Source organism: Vibrio sp. Isolate25 (assembly GCF_022398025.1).
GTDB lineage: Bacteria > Pseudomonadota > Gammaproteobacteria > Enterobacterales > Vibrionaceae > Vibrio > Vibrio coralliilyticus_A.
On sequence record NZ_JAKEUT010000008.1, the window covers coordinates 1 to 17,940 of the forward strand.

Here is a 17,940-nt window from a genome sequence, read left to right on the forward strand (position 1 = left end):
GTGAGCTGGGCAACATCAACAGGGTTTTCTTCAAGGAAGTCGGCAAAGAAGTGTTGAATAGACATAAAAAATCGGAAACCTATAAACAGATTTCCGATTGTCTCTCATCAGAAGGATCGGTCAACCGATCCTTATCTGATCTACATTGCGGATAAGCCGGCTTTTATTGATGAATTTGAAGTGTCTAGTAGAGGATAGAGTATAGCTGGCGTCGATACTTGCCAGCAATTGGGTTTCCTTGCCCTAAAGCAGCGAGAATATCCATAAAGTGTTTCTTTATATCGCCATCAAGTGCATTGAGATCATATCTTAGCAGGTTCCAAAGTAGCTCTAATGCTTCTTCATCTCGGTTAACTTGATGGTAACTTAGAGCCAGTTCGGCTGCTGTTTGGGCATCATTAGGGTTATCTTGTAGCGCTTGCTCAAGTGATTGGATTTCAGGGCTATTCGCTGCTTGGTCGTGCAATTCTAATTTTGCTATCAATCCTTTGTAATAATTATCTTGATACTCTAGGGGGATGGTATTAAGCAGTGCCTTGGCTTGGTCAAATTTCTGCATCTCTAGCAAACAGTCGGCAAGGGCAAGTTTTACATCACCTTTTTGCTTTAGTTCTTCCGGCAAGTCTTGAAGTAGAGGTAACGCTTTAACATGTTCACCCGATTGTACAAAATCCATTGCCTGCTTGAGATTTAGTTCGTCTTGACTGGGTAAATGTTTAGCTAACATCGCTTGGATTGCAGCAAGGTCCTGCGGGCCTCCTAAACCATCAACGGGTTGACCATTAACGAACAGTGCAATGGTTGGTAGTGCCTGGACACCAAACTGGCTAGCGATCATCTGTTCTTGTTCACAGTTCAAGAGCGCTAGTGTAAAAGCTCCGTTGTATTGTTGCGCTAGGGTTTGTAGCTCTGGAATAACTTGCGCGCTTTCTTGGCTCATTGGCGCCCAAAAATGAATCAGGACTGGCGTTTGCATTGAGCCTTCCAGCACTTGACGGAAGTTTTGCTCGTTCAATTCCACAATAAAAGGAGATTGCATTTGGTGATTCCTTGCAAAGAGTTTGATACATCAAACATATGGGCAGTTACTATAGATATCAAGGGAGTAGCAGATACAAAAACACCGCTGTTTAAGGCGGTGTTTTTGCTGACTAATGCAAGCGAAGGTGTTTATAAAACGATAAACAAAGTTAGCGCAACACCCACACTTAGCCAGTTTAGCTGGTTCAATGTCATGTTTTTTTACCGAATGTAACGCTTATAGGAGGTCATGAAGTGAGCAACTTCACGGTGTAAGTTATCGTCTTATTATTACGAAAAAATTACACTCGGTGATTTATTTTTAAGCAGCTCGTCGCAAAATGTCATCGAGTAGCCGACTCGGAAGTAGCCGTTTCAGTACAGCAAAGACTTTTGTTGGAGTGGTAACGCGGTAGCGAATTTTCGGTTTATCTGATTCTAGAGCATGTAGGAGAGGGGCGATGCATGACTTGGCTGGTAGGACAAATGAGTTGTTCGATGATTCTTTTGTTAGCCTCTCTAACTGCTCTTGATATTGCTTTTGATGCACGCTTGAGTTGATATCAATCCATTTGGTAAAAGCTCGCAGGGCATTTTTTCTAAACTGGGTTTCTATCGGGCCGGGCTCGATCAAACAAATCTCTATGCCGCTGCCTTTTAGCTCCAAGCGCAACGTATCAGTCCAGCCTTCTAATGCAAACTTAGATGCATTATAGGCTCCGCGATATTTCATTGCGGCAAAGCCTAAAACTGAGCTGTTCTGGACAATTCTCCCTTTGCCATTTTGGCGCATACTAGGCAGGACCTCTTGAACCAGTTGGTGCCAGCCAAAGAAGTTGGTTTCGAATTGCTCACGTAAAGCTTGTGTTGGCAGATCTTCTAAGGCTCCAGGTTGCCCGTATGCGCCATTATTGAACAAGGCATCCAACTGTCCATTCGTTAGCTCTAACGTTTGTTTCACTCCTTTGGAGATGCTGTTACTGTCGGTAAGGTCAAGTTGAATGCAGGTTAACCCTTCATTACGTAATCGCTCAACGTCATCGGCGTGTCGACAGGATGCGATGACTTGATAGCCTTTTTGATGCAGTGCATGAGCACAAACGTGGCCGATCCCCGTGGAACAGCCAGTGATGAGAATAGATTGAGACATGAATTCCTTTCTTTTAGCTCGTAGAGATAAGCTAGAGTAAAAGATTACTCGTGATGTTGTAATAGATTTTTTAGCGCGGGCTCTACTCGGGAGTAGCTAAAGCGAAATCCCAGTTCGGTAAGCTTTTTGGGCTTGGCGCGAATACTGTCAAATAGGAGGGAAGAGCTTTCACCCATAACGAAACGAAGAGCCCATTTAGGGGTAAACAGAAAATGAGGTCGATTGAGGGACTTTGCCAATGTTTGGCTAAATTGCTTATTGGTCACTGGGTGAGGCGCGCATAGATTAAACTCGCCGTGGGCATGTTCGGTTTCGAGTAAATAAACGATGCCTCGAACCATATCCAGCATGTGTATCCACGGCATGTATTGTTGACCACTGCCTATCGGCCCCCCTAAGCCCAACTTGTAGGGCAATAACATTTTGCCTAATGCGCCACCATCTTGCCCAAGTACAATACCAGTTCTTAAAATACAGACTCGGGTTGACTCTGAGCGAGCGCGATTGGCTATTTGTTCCCATTTTGCGCAGACATAATGAGGGAAACCTTCATGATGAACATGCAAAGCTTCATCGAATGGATGATCTTGTTGATCACCATAATAACCCACCGCAGAACCGCTGATGAGCACTGCTGGTGGGGAGGTGCTGGCGTGAATCAAATCAACGAGCTTTTCGGTGATACTCCAACGGCTATGACAGATTTTCTCTTTCTGTTGCTTGCTCCAACGCTTGTCTGCAATGGGTTCTCCTGCAAGGTTGACAACAGCATCAAATTCATTGAGATCGCGGTACTGTTCTAGGCTGGAAATATAAGTGACATTGCCCAGATCCGCATGAGTAACTAAAGACTTTGCTTTAGCAGGGGAGCGAGTCAGTAAAACCACTTCGTAGGTTGTGAAGTGTTTCAGTAATTCCTTGCCAATAAAGCCAGTGCCACCAGTGAGTAGTACTTTCATTCCGATCTCCTTTCAACCTCCATAAATGCCATATAACTCAACAGACAAAAACGGTAATTCTAATAATTATAGCGAGTTAGCTGTAATTCGGATCACTGATTATGCAAAACTAATGATTATCACATAATTAACATTTTGTGACTTTTCTTAGTCATCTCGCTATGCGAGTCACATCAAGTGCGCGATCCATTTGCCATCATATCCAAGAACTTCACGGATAAGAGGTGTCTATGCAAGCAATTGCCGCGCTGTTAAAAGCGTTTCTTGGCAGTTTACGAGACTTACTGCCCATTGTTGCTGTAATTGCTTTTTTCCAGTTAGTTGTGCTGCAAGAGCCGCTACCCAACATGCTCTCGATATTGTTTGGCCTAATGTTGGTCGTGATGGGATTAACCTTTTTTATCTTTGGGCTCGAGATGGGGTTGTTTCCGATTGGAGAGTCGATGGCTCAAGCGTTTGCTCGAAAGGGGAGCGTCTTTTGGTTGATGATCTTTGCTTTCTGTTTAGGTTTTGGAACGACGGTTGCTGAACCCGCTTTAACCGCGGTGGCGGGCGAGGCTGCAGAAGTAGCCGCAGAAGGTGGAATGATAGCATCTGAAGCCGTAGCAATGGATGATTACGCAAATGGCCTACGCTATACCGTTGCTTTATCCGTTGGGATTGCCATTATGCTCGGCGTGTTACGCATCCTAAAAGGCTGGTCGATCCAATACATGATTATTGGTGGCTATGTTGGAGTTGTGGTGCTGACTATGTTTGCTCCTGAAAGCATTATTGGCGTGGCTTACGATTCTGGTGGAGTGACAACGTCAACCATAACCGTGCCTCTGGTAACCGCTTTGGGGGTCGGTTTGGCATCGGCGATTAAAGGGCGCAATCCAATGATCGATGGTTTTGGCTTAATTGCTTTTGCTTCATTACTGCCCATGATGTTTGTCATGGTTTATGGGATGGTGGTGGCATGATTGAGTGGTCACATTTCTTTGATACTTTCTTAGGCACTATCAGTGATGTTATTCCAATTGCATCGATCATTTTCGGTTTTCAGTTTGTCGTATTACGCCGTCCGGTGACCAATCTACCTAAAGTTTTGCTTGGCTTTGGTTATGTTATTTTGGGGCTATCTCTATTTCTTATTGGATTGGAGCTTGCACTGTTTCCTCTTGGGGAAACCATGGCTACACAGTTAACTGCTCCGTCGTTTTTGCAAGAGTTCAGAACCAGCATATCGGGATCGATTGGTTGGCAGGATTACTATTGGGTATATTTATTTGCTTTCTGTATCGGCTTTAGTACCACGATTGCGGAACCATCTTTGATTGCCGTTGCGATTAAAGCCAACCAAGTATCGGGAGGCTCAATAAGCGTGAATGGTTTACGCATCGCTGTGGCTTTAGGCGTGGCAATTGGTATTTCTTTAGGTAGCTATAGAATCGTAGTGGGGGATCCTATCCATTACTATATTATCGCTGGGTACATTATCGTTGTTATTCAAACTTTCTATGCCCCTAAGTTAATTGTCCCGCTTGCTTATGATTCTGGTGGTGTCACGACATCCACTGTCACTGTGCCTTTGGTCGCAGCTCTAGGTTTAGGGCTTGCTTCTACTGTTCCCGGTCGAAACCCCATGATCGACGGCTTTGGTTTGATTGCCTTTGCCAGTTTATTCCCGATGATTTCTGTTATGGGCTATGCCCAAATCACTCGCTGGCTCAATAGAGATTCAGCGCAGGAGGATAGTGAAAATGCGCTTTAAATTGATACTGGCTTTTGTTGAAGACAGTAAAACGGAGAAGGTTCTGGATGCGGCCCGAAATGCCGGTGCAACAGGAGCGACGGTGATCAACAACGCTAGAGGTGAAGGTTTGAATAAAAAACGCACCTTTTTTGGCCTGACGTTGGAAGTTCAAAAAGATGTGTTGCTGTTTGTCGTAGAGGAACACCTGTCGCGTCATATCCTAGAAACGATCAGTGATGTTGGTGAATTTGATTTGGAATCCGGACAAGGTATCGCTGTGCAGATCGATATTGAGGATGCTGTTGGTGTTGCGCACCAAGTAGAGAAGCTAACCAAGGTAGTAGAGGACGAACTATGAGAGCTCAGGAAATAATCCGAGTACGGGATGTTATGGCCAGTACTTATGTCATGATTGATGGTCTAACAACTGTTAGAGAAGGCATTCAGTTAGCGCGTAGTCATGAGGTTAAGGCTCTGGTGGTGAATAAACGTCACGATGATGATGAATATGGCTTAGTACTAATGAATGACATTGCGAAAAAAGTGCTGGCGAAAAATCGTTCACCAGATCGGATCAATATCTACGAAATCATGACTAAACCCGCACTGTCTGTGGATCCCGAAATGAACGTCAAATATTGTGCTCGCTTATTTGAGCGCTTTGGAATAAGTCGAGCGCCAGTGATTGAAAATGGTCAGTTGATAGGAATGGTAAGCTACAACAATATTGTGATTAATGGTATGGCGAGAGATGACTAACTCATATTGAGTCCGTACAATAGCCTCAGTTTTATTGAGGAGATAATGTCGTGAAGTTGTTTTTTGCCTCAGACCTGCACGGAAGTTTGCCGGCAACAGAAAAAGTGCTCACTGAATTCGAAAATTCCGGAGCACAACATCTAGTTTTATTGGGTGACCTTCTTAACCATGGACCGAGGAACCCCATTCCAGAGGGTTATAACCCTCCGGCAGTAGCTCAACGACTTAACCATTATTCTGCGCAAATCATCGCTGTTAGAGGCAATTGCGACAGTGAAGTCGATCAGATGCTACTGTCTTTTCCAATGATGATGGATTATGCGTGGGTTTTATTAGAAACGGGTCAGCGTTTGTTTCTGACGCATGGCCATTTGTTTAATGCGGATAAAAGACCCACTCTGCAGCACGGTGATACAATCGTTCATGGCCATACGCATGTTCCTGTCTCTGAATGGCAAGGAGAGCAAATAATCTTTAACCCAGGCTCAGTGACCTTCCCGCGTAACGGCTTTGAGCCTAGTTTTGGTCTCTATGAAGAAGGGGAGTTAAAAGTCATCACCTTCGATGAGCAGTTGCTAGCCTCGGTAAAACTATAAAGTCTGCCCGTGAAAGCGGGCACTTGTTACTTACTGTCAGAGTGTCCTAGGTCTCTTTCAGGATCAATAATATCTCGGACTCTTTGTTTGAGTGTTTTCGCTTCTGGGAAGCCCCCATCTCGCTTTCTTTCCCAGATAAGCTGCTCATTACAGTGAATTTCAAAGTGGCCGCCCGTATCAGGGTGCAGAGAGACAGTTTCGATTTCTTCACTGAAGGTATGCAGCAATTCCTGAGATAACCAAGTGGATCTCAACATCCAGTTACATTGGCGACAGTAATAAATATCAATTTTGGCTTTGTTCATAATCACTCACATTAATAACTTAATGCCAACCGCGAAGGTCAGCAATTCAAAACAAACCTTAATTACTTGATTACTATAACGAGTGGTTAGGTAAGCTCCTAGTCCGCCACCAAGGAAAGAACCGAGTAATAAGATAGGCAACCATGGCCAATAAATAGGGGCACCAGCTTGGGTCACTGCAGCACCGCCTATTCCATTCCAAAACAAGCCGACGCATATCATGGTTAAAGCCACAGCCTGTTTGTAGCTGTATCCAAACCAACGAACTAAGAATATGGTAACTAACAGCCCCGAACCGGCAGTGAGGGAGCCATTAATTATCCCAATAAAAATGAGCCCTAACCCGCCCAATATCCAACCTTGAGCATGACGATTGATTGGAAGTTCTTGCTGACCTAGTTGCTTTTTGAAGCGAGAGTAAATGCCTATCGCTAAAATCATCAGGCCCAGCATAGTTTCGGCAAGTGGTTCTGGAATCATTAGCACGATATTCGCACCGATGATAACCCCTACGCTACCGACAATAACCAAAAAGAAAGCGACTTTGATATCTATGGTTCTTTGCTTGATATGAGTAAACGCTGCGCCGATACCCAGAGCAACACTTGCAACTTTATGAGTGGCTAGGGCGACCGAAAAAGGCAAACCAAAGAAAATGAGCAATGGGAATTGCAGGAGTCCGGCCCCACCGCCAGACAGAGCAGCAAGCGTGTTTGAGATAAATGAGCCAATCAACAGCCCAATTGAGTGAATCCAATCCATATGATTTAGAGGAAATTAGGGGAGCGTCATGCTCCCCTTTGGTCGAAGTTAGTTAGAGAAAAGTACAGTAGAACCATGACTTAAGCTAGTTAGAAGCAACGTTTTCTCATTGACAATATCGATACGACGACTCTGTTGCGCATCCATTTTAAAGATCTGTGTGATGAGCTTGAGTTGGTCTGCAGTGAAATCTTTGCTTTGGGCTGAAGAAACATCTTTGAACTCGATGGGCGATACCAGCAAGTAGTTATCACTAATATCCCACTCGCCAGTTTCAGAAATGTTGATGATGTTTTCACTTTCTGTGTTGTTGGCATATAAGCGAACAGTAGCAACACGCATATAACTACCATTAGGTAGGTATTTCACATTAGACGTCACATCCACTTTACGAAGTGGGCCTACGGACTCTTCTTGGAGGCTGTCTGTTATCACAGTCACCATTTTCGATTGCCATTCTTTCGCTGTGAGTACTTGCTCAACTTTCAGATCACTTCCCCAGTAAAGCCAGCCACTTAATAGCGCTGATAGAGCAAGTAATCCAGCTGCAATTTTCTGATTCATATCATTATTCCTATTGGCAAACTTTACTGAGATCTTGTTGGTCAGCAAAAATACGAACCGTGATATTTTCACCTGAGCTGTCTAGTGAATGAATGTAATTCAACACTAGTTGATTATTTTGACCACCCGTTGCAATCACTTCAACCGGAGCAACTGTCGCATGAGCAGAATTGTAGCGTTTTACGCACTGCTTAATGGATGGGTACCATTGACTCAGATCAGGATGACTGATTGGGGTTTTGACTGGAATATTGTCGTAGACCGCAACCTGACGGAATTTAGATTCAGCGGGATTGGTAAACAAAATCACACAGAGAGGCAATAATATCGCCACAAGCAGCATGATACGTATTGCCCATTTTGGTCTTGCTTTATTTTGGGTAGCAGTCTGTGGTGTTTGAGCTGCAATCGGGAGGGGATTTATGTCAACTACCTGTGGCTCTGCCGTCAACTCAGTCACCAGTTCTTCAGGCTCTTCTATTCTTTCTTCTACTGAAGAGGCATCACTATTCATAAACGGAGTAGTACGCTCAACAGGACAGATAAGTTGATAGCCGCGCTTTGGCACCGTTTTTACATACTGGGGGGATTTAGTTGAGTCCTGAAGCTGTTTACGCAAAGTTGATATGGCTTGAGTTAAGCTTGAGTCATCCACTTCGAAGCCTTGTTCGCGCCAAACAAAGTCATGCAGCTCATTACGGGATACGATTTCATTAGGCTTTTCTGATAGTAAAAGCAGAATTCGGCTTTCATTACTTCCCAGACGAATGATTTCATTGTCGTTTAATTTGTCCACCAAAGAATTCGTATTGGGGTCAAAAGTGAATCTGTTAGCAAGATTGAACTTAGTGCCTATGTTACTCATTAGATATGGCCATTATTGTTGTATAAGTTTCATCAGATGCGCAAATCCCCTGTTGCAGGGAGGTAACGTTTAGTTTTTTTGATTTTTTTGAGGTGCAAGAATAGTCAAGATTATACCTAAAAAACACTGTTTTTATGATTTTTGACCTTGAATTTACAATTGTCACCCTCATGTTAGCTTGCAGGTTATATCAGTATCGACCTCGTTGACAATGTGGACGGTCGATAAATATAGATGTTATGGAGTTAGCATGAGCGATACAGCAACACAAAACAAAGAAACTCGTGGCTTTCAATCTGAAGTAAAACAGCTACTTCATTTAATGATTCATTCTCTTTATTCTAATAAAGAGATCTTTTTGCGTGAACTGATTTCAAACGCATCAGACGCGTCAGATAAGTTGCGTTTTCAGGCACTATCTAATCCTGATTTATATCAAGGCGATGCTGAATTAGGTGTAAAGCTGTCATTTGATGAAACAGCAAATACGCTGACTATTTCTGATAATGGTATTGGGATGAGTCGTGATGATGTCATCGAACATCTGGGTACGATTGCAAAGTCAGGTACCGCTGAGTTTTTCTCAAAACTGTCTGAAGAGCAGTCTAAAGATTCTCAATTGATTGGCCAGTTTGGTGTCGGTTTCTATTCTGCGTTTATTGTTGCAGACGCAGTAACCGTTCGTACTCGCGCAGCAAATCTACCTGCGGAGGAAGCGGTTCAGTGGCATTCGGCAGGCGAAGGTGAGTACACCATTGAGACAATTTCAAAAGAGTCTCGTGGTACGGATATCATTCTGCACATGCGCGATGAAGGCAAAGAGTTCCTTAACGAGTGGCGTCTACGTGAAGTGATCGGCAAGTACTCGGATCATATTGGTATCCCTGTTGCGATTCAAACTGCAGAGCGCGACGAAGAGGGCAAAGAAACGGGCGAGAAGAAGTGGGAGCAAATCAACAAAGCTCAAGCTCTTTGGACACGTAACAAATCTGATATCTCTGAAGAAGAGTACCAAGAGTTCTACAAACATGTTTCACACGACTTCGCTGACCCACTTGTGTGGAGCCATAACCGTGTTGAAGGTAAGAACGACTACACCAGCTTGCTGTATATCCCATCGAAAGCGCCATGGGATATGATGAACCGCGACCATAAATCAGGCCTCAAACTGTATGTGCAGCGCGTATTTATCATGGATGATGCTGAGCAGTTCATGCCTTCATACTTACGTTTTGTTCGAGGGCTAATAGATTCAAATGATCTGCCACTAAACGTGTCGCGTGAAATACTGCAGGATAATAAAGTAACGCAATCTCTGCGAAACGCATGTACTAAGCGTGTGCTTACTATGCTTGAGCGCATGGCAAAAAATGACGAAGAAAAATACCAGTCGTTCTGGAAAGAGTTTGGCCTTGTGTTGAAAGAAGGCCCAGCAGAAGACATGAGCAATAAAGAAAAAATTGCTGGTCTGCTACGTTTTGCTTCTACAGAAGTGGACTCTTCAGAACAAACCGTCGGTCTTGCATCATACGTGGAGCGCATGAAAGAAGGTCAGGATAAGATTTATTACTTGACCGCAGATAGTTATGCCGCCGCGAAGAACAGCCCACACCTTGAGCAATTCAAAGCAAAAGGTATCGAAGTTATCTTGATGTTTGATCGTATTGACGAGTGGTTGATGAACTACCTAACTGAGTTTGATGGTAAGCAGTTCCAGTCAATCACTAAAGCGGGTCTTGATCTGAGCAAGTTTGAAGACGAAGCTGAAAAAGAAAAGCAGAAAGAAACTGAAGAAGAGTTTAAGTCTGTCGTTGAGCGCACCAAAGAATACCTAGGTGAGCGCGTTAAAGAAGTTCGCACGACCTTTAAACTGGCGAGTACCCCTGCTGTTGTGGTGACGGATGATTTCGAAATGGGCACACAAATGGCTAAGCTGCTTGAAGCCGCTGGTCAGGCTGCACCTGAAGTGAAGTACATCTTTGAAATTAACCCAGACCATGAGCTGGTCAAGCGAATGGCAGATGAAGCTGATGAAGAAGCATTTGGTCGTTGGGTGGAGGTGCTTCTTGGGCAAGCGATGCTGGCAGAGCGCGGCTCGATGGAAGATCCATCTCAATTTGTAGGTGCCATCAACTCTCTTTTGACTAAGGGCTAATAGTCAAACGGTAACAAAAAGCTCGCATCATGCGGGCTTTTTGATTTATTTGCGCTAATCGTGAATAAAACAACGTAAGTTTGCAGCTTAATGTGAGTGTTTAAGCATTCTTTAGTCGTAAGCTGAGCGACGCGAACAGATTGTGTGATAGAATGCAATCTTGAAACAAAGTGAGCAGGCGTGTAATGTGCACGCCTGTTTTATTGTCAATTGAAAGAACAGTTATACCGAAACTTACCGTGAGCTAAGGCTGTTGTTTGTTATGAACACCATAGTGAGCTTCGGTATAAATCATCATTATCTTAAGAGGATTCAACATGCGCATCATTCTTCTAGGTGCTCCAGGTGCGGGTAAAGGCACACAGGCTCAATTCATCATGGAGAAATACGGTATTCCACAAATCTCTACTGGTGACATGCTACGTGCTGCTATCAAAGCGGGTACAGAGCTTGGTAAACAAGCGAAAGCTGTAATCGACGCTGGTCAGCTAGTTTCTGATGAAATCATCCTTGGCCTAATTAAAGAGCGTATTGCTCAAGATGACTGCGAAAAAGGCTTCCTACTTGATGGTTTCCCACGCACAATTCCTCAGGCTGATGGCCTTAAAGAGATGGGCGTTGATGTAGACTACGTGATTGAGTTTGACGTAGCTGATGACGTTATTGTCGAGCGCATGGCTGGTCGTCGTGCTCACCTACCTTCTGGTCGTACTTACCACGTTGTTTACAACCCGCCTAAAGTTGAAGGTAAAGACGATGTTACCGGTGAAGATCTGGTTGTACGTGATGACGATAAAGAAGAGACAGTACGTGCGCGTCTAGGCGTGTACCATGAGCAAACGGCACCTCTAATCTCTTACTACGGTAAAGAAGCTGACGCTGGTAACACTAAGTACCTTAAGTTCGATGGTACTAAGCAAGTTGCTGAAGTTAGTGCTGATATTGAGAAAGCACTGGCTTAATTTTGCTAACGGCAGAATTTAAAAGTTTGTTATAGTGAAAGCGACCTATCTGGGTCGCTTTTTTTATCGCTACACATTGATCGATAAAGAAGTTTCAAACGTAAAGCCTCTTTTAAAGTGTCGATAGGGTTCTATGCAAAATAATAAAAAACAAGGTGTATTATTGGTTAACTTGGGTACACCAGATGCACCTACAGCTCCGGCAGTAAAACGTTTTCTCAGTCAGTTCTTGCATGACCAAAGGGTTGTGGATATGACTCGTTGGGTGTGGTGCCCGATTCTCCATGGCGTTATTTTACCAATACGTTCACCGAAAGTTGCCAAACTGTACGAGACGGTTTGGATGGAAGAGGGATCTCCTCTTCTTGTTTACTCCAAGCGCCAAGCAGAAAAACTCGCGAGATCTATCGATATTCCTGTTGAATTGGGGATGACTTATGGAAATCCTAGCCTTCAGTCTGGGCTTGAATCACTGATAGAAAAAGGGGTAGAAGAGGTAATAGTCCTCCCTTTGTACCCTCAGTATTCAAGCACAACCACGGCTGCCGTATCGGATGGTCTCACCAAAGCCTTTAAACAGCTCCCCGTGATGCCTGGTTATAAAGTTATTCGCGATTATCATAACCACCCTACCTACATTAAAGCGTTGGCTGATAGTGTGAAACGCTCTTGGGCAGATAAAGGACGCGGTGACTATTTACTGTGCTCATATCATGGTATCCCGCAACGTTACGCTGATAACGGGGATATATATCCAAAGCATTGTGAAACAACCACTGAGTTGCTACGACTAGAGCTAGGTTTGAGTAAAGACCAGATTGGGATGACGTATCAATCTCGATTTGGCCGAGAGGAATGGTTGCAGCCATATACGGATAAAACGCTAGAAAAATTGCCTGAAAAAGGGATTAAGAAGCTCGATATTATGACGCCTGCTTTTTCCGCCGATTGCTTAGAAACCTTAGAAGAGATCTCAGAGCAGTGTCAGGAGATATTTTTTGAGGAAGGAGGAGAAGTTTTTAACTTCATTCCATGTTTAAACGATGATGAGCTTCATATTCAGATGATGGTTGAGTTAACCACTCAAACCTAAAGAGAAAACCGATCTAGAATCTCGTCAGTCAGCATAACGCCCTTGCTTTAAAGCAAGGGCGTTTGCTTTACTGTTTATTCTGGTGTTGGCCACATTTCCCAGAGTTGGGACTCCATCGTTTCCTCAACACTATCGCTAATCAAGGAGAAGAAATCCAAGCCAGTCTGCTGCTCAACATCATCAACAGTTGTGACAAAGTTGACTAATTCGCTGCTGGAAACATCACGATGTGGAACGACAAAAGCAATGGCATCATTAAAGTATGGGTCGAGAATGACTTTATAAAAAGCACTTGGAATAACGACATTATCACCAATACTCGCTTCATTTCCCCGATAAATTGGGCCTGTTATCACATAAAGCTCATTATACTCATTGGCTAAATCTCGTACATGCTCTTCCAGTATTCGCCAGCCAACACGATTAAAACCCGGTAGTTGAGGTGACATATTACTCATTAAAAAGCTTTGCGTCATGGATTCTTGGCTAAAGTCCATGGTGGCCGAGGGAGCAAGATGGCCCCTGTCATAGCCTGAAGCGCTGTAATCGTTGAGAGTTGAGCGTGCATAGTCTGGTAGCTCAGTATCTTCTTTAAAGCTGTTACTGCGTTTATAGCTCGCATTCACACTCTCTGCTGTGATGTGATAAGCAACCCAATCGGCGTTTTTTTTCTGATAGTTGTAACCTACAGCGTAGCCGCTGCGGCAAAGAACTTGATCTGAATGATAGGAAGGTAAACCCACGTCTAAGTGTTGTCCGCAGGTTTGTGCTGTAACTGGTAGCGAAAAGACAACAGCAAGACTGAGTAAAATAGTATTTTTCATTATTATGCTCCTCGTTATTGGAGCTATGAAAAATAAAGCAATTTGTCAGTAGTGCTGTGATGTTGGTTGAAAGGTAATCAATATTGAGTGTGGTATTGAATATGTGAATATTCACTATGTGAAAGAAAAGCATTTCACAACAGATTTCATTAACATATTCTCTGTAATCAATAAGTTGAGTTTACCCCCTAGGGGCATGGTTAGTAGGACCTGTGAAGCGAATATCCTGCAGATTAAAACCCAATTCAATATCCGTTTTTAACGCGGCAACTTGTTTACATCGGCGTGCTGAGTCGATATGTGTCTCTAGTTTTTTACGATATTTGGTCGCTAGTTGCTCAGAGGTATAAGCTTGTTCTATGTCATCAAATTGATTGAGGATCTCTTTAGCCGCTTTTGGTCCAATACCAGAGACGCCGGGAACTTGGCTAGAGCTGACTCCTGTTAAGCCCCAGAAGTCGGCCAATTGAGAGGGAGACACACCAAACTCTTTTTCAATAAAAGGCTCGTCAAGCCAGCGATGTTGGAAGTAATCACGGATCTGTAAGGTAGGCGATAGTAGCTGGCAGTAGCCTTTATCTGTCGAAATGATGGTCACTTTTTGGTTATGCTTTGCCACTTTCATTGCGAGTGTGGCTACAAGATCATCCGCTTCATCACCTTCTGACAACAATGAATCGATCCCTAGTTCCCACCAAGCTTCCTGAATAGCATCCAATCCATTGAGTAAAGGCTCTGGCATAGGTTTTCGGTTTTGTTTGTATTCAGGTAATACCTCTGCGCGCCAACCTCTCTCCTGTAGGTGATGATCAAAAACCGCGATGATATGTGTTGGCTGTGATTCGCTGATAATACGGTTCAGCGTACGCGTGGTTGTGGTGATAGTTCTTGTTATATCGTTAGGATCGGGCTGTGCTGAGTGGACGCGCCGAATGAGGTTCAATGCATCGATAATAACAAGATGAATAGACATAAAAATCAAAAAAATAAGGGCTAAGAGCCCTTATTGTAAAGCATGAAAAATAGATTGCCAGCGGCGATCAGGCAGTCTTAATCTGATAGCATGGTTCGTAGGCACTGCCGCCTGGGAGCTTCATGCGATCCTGCTCAACAAAGTCACGTAGCAATTTGTCCATCTTCTTCATCAGAGTGGCATCGCCATCGAGTACAAATGGGCCATGACGTTCAATTTCACGAATACCTTCTGCTTTTACATTACCTGCTACGATGCCAGAGAAGGCCTGTCTAAGAGCAGCTGCCAAGTTTTCGGGTCGTTGATTGAGATGCAGGTCAAGGCTTGCCATGTTGTCGTGTGTTGGGTCGAAAGGCAGTTGAAACTCGGGTTCAATCTTTAGCGACCAGTTGAAGCTGTAAGCGTCCCCAGTGTCTTTTCTGTGTTGGCGAACATCTGACATGCCGCGCTTCATGATTTGAGCCACTTTTTCTGGGTCATCAACCACAATCTCATAGTGATGCTGTGCATCTTCACCTAAGGTTTCCCCGATGAAACGATCAATGGAGCGGAAATATTCTTCGCTCTCTTTCGGCCCTGTGAGAACGATAGGCAGAGGTTGGTGAGCGTTGTCTGGGTGCATCATTATGCCGAGAATGTACAGCAGCTCTTCAGCGGTTCCTGCCCCACCCGGAAAGATAACAATGCCATGCGCCATACGGACAAAAGCTTCAAGGCGCTTCTCAATATCGGGCATGATCACCAATTCATTGACGATAGGGTTTGGTGGCTCAGCGGCAATGATCGAAGGCTCTGTTAAGCCCAGATAACGTTGCTCGTAATAGCGTTGTTTCGCATGACCGATCGCCGCCCCCTTCATTGGACCTTCCATTGCACCTGGGCCACAACCTGTGCAGATATTAAGTTCACGTAGGCCGAGTTCATGACCCACTTCTCGGGTGTACTGATACTCAGTGGCATTGATTGAGTGTCCGCCCCAGCAAACAACTAGGTTAGGCTCTATACCGGGGGTAAGCGCACCTGCATTACGCAGAATGCCGAACACCAAATTCGTAATGTGGCTAGGGTTGGTGAGGTTCAAACGCTGATTGTCTGCAAGGTGCATGTTGACATAAACAATGTCACGCAAGACAGAAAATAGATGTTCTTGAATACTCTTAATAATATGCCCATCAACAAATGCATGTTTTGGGGCATGGCTTAATTCGAGTTTAATGCCTCGCTCTCGGCGGACAACATTGACGTCAAATGACTTGTATTTATCGAGCAGTTCTTTGGAGTTATCTGTGTGGCTACCAGAATTTAGTACCGCAAGCGTACAATTTCGGTAGAGCTGATACAGATCACTGGCGGCCGTTTTCTTAAGACGCTCAACTTCGAGTTGAGAAAGCAGATCCATACTGCCAGCCGGACTGATATGAGTGATCATAGTGACCTCCTTGATGAGAGAAAGCTTCTCTGCAAAACCTTTCTTATAGTTGTTGTGCCTCTGCATATACCTTAGGGGTAATTGGGAATATAAAAGCGAGAGGTACTAACAAGCTTAGCACGCTTTGACAGATATAAAAGGCTAACTGATTGATATATCTACATCAATCACGACATGAATGGCTTCTGAAAGAAGGAAGAGTAGGGTTATTTCCAGACAAGCTGACTTGGGCCAATCGTCTTGGCTTCGTTGAGAACACGGTTTAGGCGTTCTAACACTTCTTCAGGAGTGTCTGATTCTTTAAAGCCTGTGCTCGAAGCGGACATGGTGATGACGAGGTTCTGCTCTCGGAATTTGAACGGCAGCTTGGCAACTTTGTTTTGAATATTCTGGATGGTACTAAAGCAGTCATTATCAGAGCCGTCTGGCATTAGTACAATAAACTCTTCACCTGAAAAGCGCGCGACAGTATCAGTATCAGATAGCTCTTTCTTTATCGTGCGAGCAATAATCTTCAGTGCTTTGTCGCCAGCCGTGTAGCCAAAGCTATCATTGATCGCCTTAAAACCATCAATATCGAGCAAGATAATACGTAAGTTGTTTTGTGACCGTATCCAGCGTCGATATTCCAGTTCTAGGCGATCATTGAAAGCGGTACGGTTGTATACTTTGGTAAGAGGGTCGAGCAGGATTCGTTGGGCTTGATCTTCAAGGCGACGACGGTAGTCTTGTGTGACTTCGAACAAGGCTTCCAGTTGATTTTTTCCATAACTCATACGGTCAATCAGCGCTTGCTCTCGTTGTTCAGCGTGATGAAGACGCTCAGAAAGAGAGCTGAGTTTAGCAAGCAATGGGTTGAGCTGCGTTTGCAGCGAATCTAGAGAGCTGGCGTCATCCACTTTTGCTTTGGTTTCTGAAACGAGATCATCTAGCTCACTATTCATTTCCTGACGGTGTTCAAAATAGGTTTGGCTTTGATCGACATTCTGAGAGGAGCTTTTCAGTGTTGATGAGAGAGATGCATTCACTTGTTCTAAAAATTGCTCTGAGGTTTTGCGCTCATACTTGGTTCCGTCAATGACCAACTTAAGAACCTGCAAAGTTAATTCAATCAACACATGAGTATTGACTCCAAGCAGTAATTTAGCGCGGATATCCGAGAGCAAGTCGCCAGATTCACCTTCGAAATCTAACTCGGTAATGACGTGTTGCAGTTCTTCAGAAAGGCGCAATAGCAGTTCTTTGTCAGCACTATTCGTAATCTGATTGATGGCTGTATCAGGGTTGGATGTGATGATTTTTAGGGAGCGTTCGTAAATCGCGAGTAACTTCATCGCTGAGTCGGCTTTTGGTCGCTCGACGCCATTTGAATAGCTGAGCAAATCGCGTAGGTCACGCTTCACTTTTGCCGGTAGGCCTGTCACTCGTAGCAGGGTTTCGCCACTGTGTTTGATCTGGGAGTCCAGATGCTCGGTTTGTTTTTCCATCGCCACACTCTGTTGCTTGAGTAAACGCTCAAGCACTGCCAACTTCGGGATAAGGGCACTGACATCTTTTTGTTGCTCTATGGCTTGTCTTAGTTCTGTTAGCCCTGATTTGAGTCTTGGATCTTCACTACGACATGCGTCACTGAGTGATGCAATGATGCGCTTCAATACCTTTTGCTCTCTTTTAAATTTGAACGAGGTATCTCTTTGTGTCAATCGAACTTGCTCTAATTGAGATTTCAGATTGTGCAGCTGTGACTGAATATCTTGCTCGAGGACGCCCATGAAAATCTATGCTT

Annotated in this window: 19 protein-coding genes; 8 read left to right on the plus strand and 11 right to left on the minus strand. The window is 44.2% G+C overall.

Annotation, left to right across the window (positions count from 1 at the left end; all coding sequences use genetic code 11):
• Positions 1–184 precede the first annotated feature (184 nt).
• The 3 genes from L1D15_RS15135 to L1D15_RS15145 all read right to left on the minus strand — a co-directional run bounded on the left by L1D15_RS15135 (position 185) and on the right by L1D15_RS15145 (position 3,129).
• On the minus strand, positions 185–1,039 hold the full coding sequence (locus L1D15_RS15135; RefSeq protein ID WP_239876326.1) for a co-chaperone YbbN: 855 nt from the start codon (positions 1,037–1,039) through the stop codon (positions 185–187).
• A 303-nt stretch (positions 1,040–1,342) separates the two neighbouring features.
• Entirely contained in the window at positions 1,343–2,170 is an 828-nt protein-coding gene (locus L1D15_RS15140) for an SDR family oxidoreductase (RefSeq protein WP_239876327.1), read from the minus strand.
• A 44-nt stretch (positions 2,171–2,214) separates the two neighbouring features.
• Positions 2,215–3,129: a TIGR01777 family oxidoreductase gene (locus tag L1D15_RS15145; protein ID WP_239867458.1), complete on the minus strand. Its 915-nt coding sequence runs from the start codon at positions 3,127–3,129 to the stop codon at positions 2,215–2,217.
• Between the two features lie 230 nt (positions 3,130–3,359).
• On the opposite strand from L1D15_RS15145, the gene L1D15_RS15150 reads away from it, so the two are divergent.
• The 5 genes from L1D15_RS15150 to yfcE are packed head-to-tail and all read left to right on the plus strand — an operon-like array spanning position 3,360 to position 6,222.
• Complete coding sequence (locus L1D15_RS15150; protein ID WP_239837552.1) at positions 3,360–4,094, plus strand: DUF1538 domain-containing protein; 735 nt, start codon at positions 3,360–3,362, stop codon at positions 4,092–4,094.
• A complete protein-coding gene (locus L1D15_RS15155) occupies positions 4,091–4,885 on the plus strand; it encodes a DUF1538 domain-containing protein (protein ID WP_239837553.1) in 795 nt (264 codons plus the stop codon). Before L1D15_RS15150 ends, L1D15_RS15155 begins: the two co-directional genes overlap by 4 nt.
• A complete protein-coding gene (locus L1D15_RS15160; protein WP_239837554.1) occupies positions 4,875–5,225 on the plus strand; it encodes a P-II family nitrogen regulator in 351 nt (116 codons plus the stop codon). The genes L1D15_RS15155 and L1D15_RS15160 overlap by 11 nt, the downstream gene beginning before the upstream one ends.
• Positions 5,222–5,626 (plus strand): CBS domain-containing protein, encoded by a 405-nt coding sequence (locus L1D15_RS15165; RefSeq protein ID WP_239876328.1) that lies wholly within the window; start codon positions 5,222–5,224, stop codon positions 5,624–5,626. The genes L1D15_RS15160 and L1D15_RS15165 overlap by 4 nt, the downstream gene beginning before the upstream one ends.
• A 50-nt stretch (positions 5,627–5,676) precedes the next feature.
• Positions 5,677–6,222, plus strand: a complete 546-nt coding sequence (gene yfcE, locus L1D15_RS15170) for a phosphodiesterase (protein WP_239867460.1) — start codon at positions 5,677–5,679, stop codon at positions 6,220–6,222.
• A 26-nt stretch (positions 6,223–6,248) separates the two neighbouring features.
• Here the strand turns inward: yfcE and L1D15_RS15175 are convergent, their stop codons facing one another.
• The 4 genes from L1D15_RS15175 to L1D15_RS15190 are packed head-to-tail and all read right to left on the minus strand — an operon-like array spanning position 6,249 to position 8,718.
• On the minus strand, positions 6,249–6,527 hold the full coding sequence (locus tag L1D15_RS15175; RefSeq protein WP_239876329.1) for a SelT/SelW/SelH family protein: 279 nt from the start codon (positions 6,525–6,527) through the stop codon (positions 6,249–6,251).
• 6 nt (positions 6,528–6,533) lie between these two features.
• Positions 6,534–7,289 (minus strand): sulfite exporter TauE/SafE family protein, encoded by a 756-nt coding sequence (locus L1D15_RS15180; protein ID WP_239876330.1) that lies wholly within the window; start codon positions 7,287–7,289, stop codon positions 6,534–6,536.
• A 48-nt stretch (positions 7,290–7,337) separates the two neighbouring features.
• Positions 7,338–7,853, minus strand: coding sequence for a regulatory protein ToxS (locus tag L1D15_RS15185; protein WP_239837559.1), 516 nt, complete (start codon positions 7,851–7,853; stop codon positions 7,338–7,340).
• 10 nt (positions 7,854–7,863) lie between these two features.
• Positions 7,864–8,718, minus strand: a complete 855-nt coding sequence (locus L1D15_RS15190; RefSeq protein WP_239876331.1) for a transcriptional regulator — start codon at positions 8,716–8,718, stop codon at positions 7,864–7,866.
• Positions 8,719–8,968: 250 nt separating this feature from the next.
• Here L1D15_RS15190 and htpG point away from each other — a divergent pair, with 250 nt between their 5' ends.
• The 3 genes from htpG (at position 8,969) to hemH (ending at position 12,928) form a co-directional block, all read left to right on the plus strand.
• Positions 8,969–10,873, plus strand: a complete 1,905-nt coding sequence (htpG, locus tag L1D15_RS15195; RefSeq protein ID WP_239867471.1) for a molecular chaperone HtpG — start codon at positions 8,969–8,971, stop codon at positions 10,871–10,873.
• Between the two features lie 317 nt (positions 10,874–11,190).
• Positions 11,191–11,835, plus strand: a complete 645-nt coding sequence (gene adk / locus L1D15_RS15200) for an adenylate kinase (RefSeq protein ID WP_239867474.1) — start codon at positions 11,191–11,193, stop codon at positions 11,833–11,835.
• Positions 11,836–11,968: 133 nt separating this feature from the next.
• Complete coding sequence (gene hemH, locus L1D15_RS15205; protein ID WP_239867478.1) at positions 11,969–12,928, plus strand: ferrochelatase; 960 nt, start codon at positions 11,969–11,971, stop codon at positions 12,926–12,928.
• 74 nt (positions 12,929–13,002) lie between these two features.
• Here hemH and L1D15_RS15210 read toward each other — a convergent pair whose 3' ends face one another.
• From L1D15_RS15210 to L1D15_RS15225, 4 genes are all read right to left on the minus strand, one after another.
• Positions 13,003–13,752, minus strand: a complete 750-nt coding sequence (locus L1D15_RS15210) for a DNA/RNA non-specific endonuclease (RefSeq protein ID WP_239876332.1) — start codon at positions 13,750–13,752, stop codon at positions 13,003–13,005.
• Positions 13,753–13,933: 181 nt separating this feature from the next.
• The gene (gene xni / locus L1D15_RS15215; RefSeq protein WP_239876333.1) at positions 13,934–14,725 is read right to left on the minus strand and encodes a flap endonuclease Xni; all 792 of its coding nucleotides are present in this window, start codon (positions 14,723–14,725) and stop codon (positions 13,934–13,936) included.
• 67 nt (positions 14,726–14,792) lie between these two features.
• On the minus strand, positions 14,793–16,154 hold the full coding sequence (gene ppnN, locus L1D15_RS15220; RefSeq protein ID WP_239867489.1) for a nucleotide 5'-monophosphate nucleosidase PpnN: 1,362 nt from the start codon (positions 16,152–16,154) through the stop codon (positions 14,793–14,795).
• A 206-nt stretch (positions 16,155–16,360) separates the two neighbouring features.
• Positions 16,361–17,926, minus strand: coding sequence for a GGDEF domain-containing protein (locus tag L1D15_RS15225; protein ID WP_239876334.1), 1,566 nt, complete (start codon positions 17,924–17,926; stop codon positions 16,361–16,363).
• Positions 17,927–17,940 lie beyond the last annotated feature (14 nt).

Excerpts from the sequence above, each read along its gene's own strand:
- L1D15_RS15135 (WP_239876326.1), bottom strand. The coding sequence starts at position 1,039 with ATGCAATCTCCTTTTATTGTGGAATTGAACGAGCAAAACTTCCGTCAA.
- L1D15_RS15140 (WP_239876327.1), bottom strand. The coding sequence starts at position 2,170 with ATGTCTCAATCTATTCTCATCACTGGCTGTTCCACGGGGATCGGCCAC.
- L1D15_RS15145 (WP_239867458.1), bottom strand. The coding sequence starts at position 3,129 with ATGAAAGTACTACTCACTGGTGGCACTGGCTTTATTGGCAAGGAATTA.
- L1D15_RS15150 (WP_239837552.1), top strand. The coding sequence starts at position 3,360 with ATGCAAGCAATTGCCGCGCTGTTAAAAGCGTTTCTTGGCAGTTTACGA.
- L1D15_RS15155 (WP_239837553.1), top strand. The coding sequence starts at position 4,091 with ATGATTGAGTGGTCACATTTCTTTGATACTTTCTTAGGCACTATCAGT.
- L1D15_RS15160 (WP_239837554.1), top strand. The coding sequence starts at position 4,875 with ATGCGCTTTAAATTGATACTGGCTTTTGTTGAAGACAGTAAAACGGAG.
- L1D15_RS15165 (WP_239876328.1), top strand. The coding sequence starts at position 5,222 with ATGAGAGCTCAGGAAATAATCCGAGTACGGGATGTTATGGCCAGTACT.
- L1D15_RS15175 (WP_239876329.1), bottom strand. The coding sequence starts at position 6,527 with ATGAACAAAGCCAAAATTGATATTTATTACTGTCGCCAATGTAACTGG.
- L1D15_RS15180 (WP_239876330.1), bottom strand. The coding sequence starts at position 7,289 with ATGGATTGGATTCACTCAATTGGGCTGTTGATTGGCTCATTTATCTCA.
- L1D15_RS15185 (WP_239837559.1), bottom strand. The coding sequence starts at position 7,853 with ATGAATCAGAAAATTGCAGCTGGATTACTTGCTCTATCAGCGCTATTA.
- L1D15_RS15190 (WP_239876331.1), bottom strand. The coding sequence starts at position 8,718 with ATGAGTAACATAGGCACTAAGTTCAATCTTGCTAACAGATTCACTTTT.
- htpG (WP_239867471.1), top strand. The coding sequence starts at position 8,969 with ATGAGCGATACAGCAACACAAAACAAAGAAACTCGTGGCTTTCAATCT.
- adk (WP_239867474.1), top strand. The coding sequence starts at position 11,191 with ATGCGCATCATTCTTCTAGGTGCTCCAGGTGCGGGTAAAGGCACACAG.
- hemH (WP_239867478.1), top strand. The coding sequence starts at position 11,969 with ATGCAAAATAATAAAAAACAAGGTGTATTATTGGTTAACTTGGGTACA.
- L1D15_RS15210 (WP_239876332.1), bottom strand. The coding sequence starts at position 13,752 with ATGAAAAATACTATTTTACTCAGTCTTGCTGTTGTCTTTTCGCTACCA.
- xni (WP_239876333.1), bottom strand. The coding sequence starts at position 14,725 with ATGTCTATTCATCTTGTTATTATCGATGCATTGAACCTCATTCGGCGC.
- ppnN (WP_239867489.1), bottom strand. The coding sequence starts at position 16,154 with ATGATCACTCATATCAGTCCGGCTGGCAGTATGGATCTGCTTTCTCAA.
- L1D15_RS15225 (WP_239876334.1), bottom strand. The coding sequence starts at position 17,926 with ATGGGCGTCCTCGAGCAAGATATTCAGTCACAGCTGCACAATCTGAAA.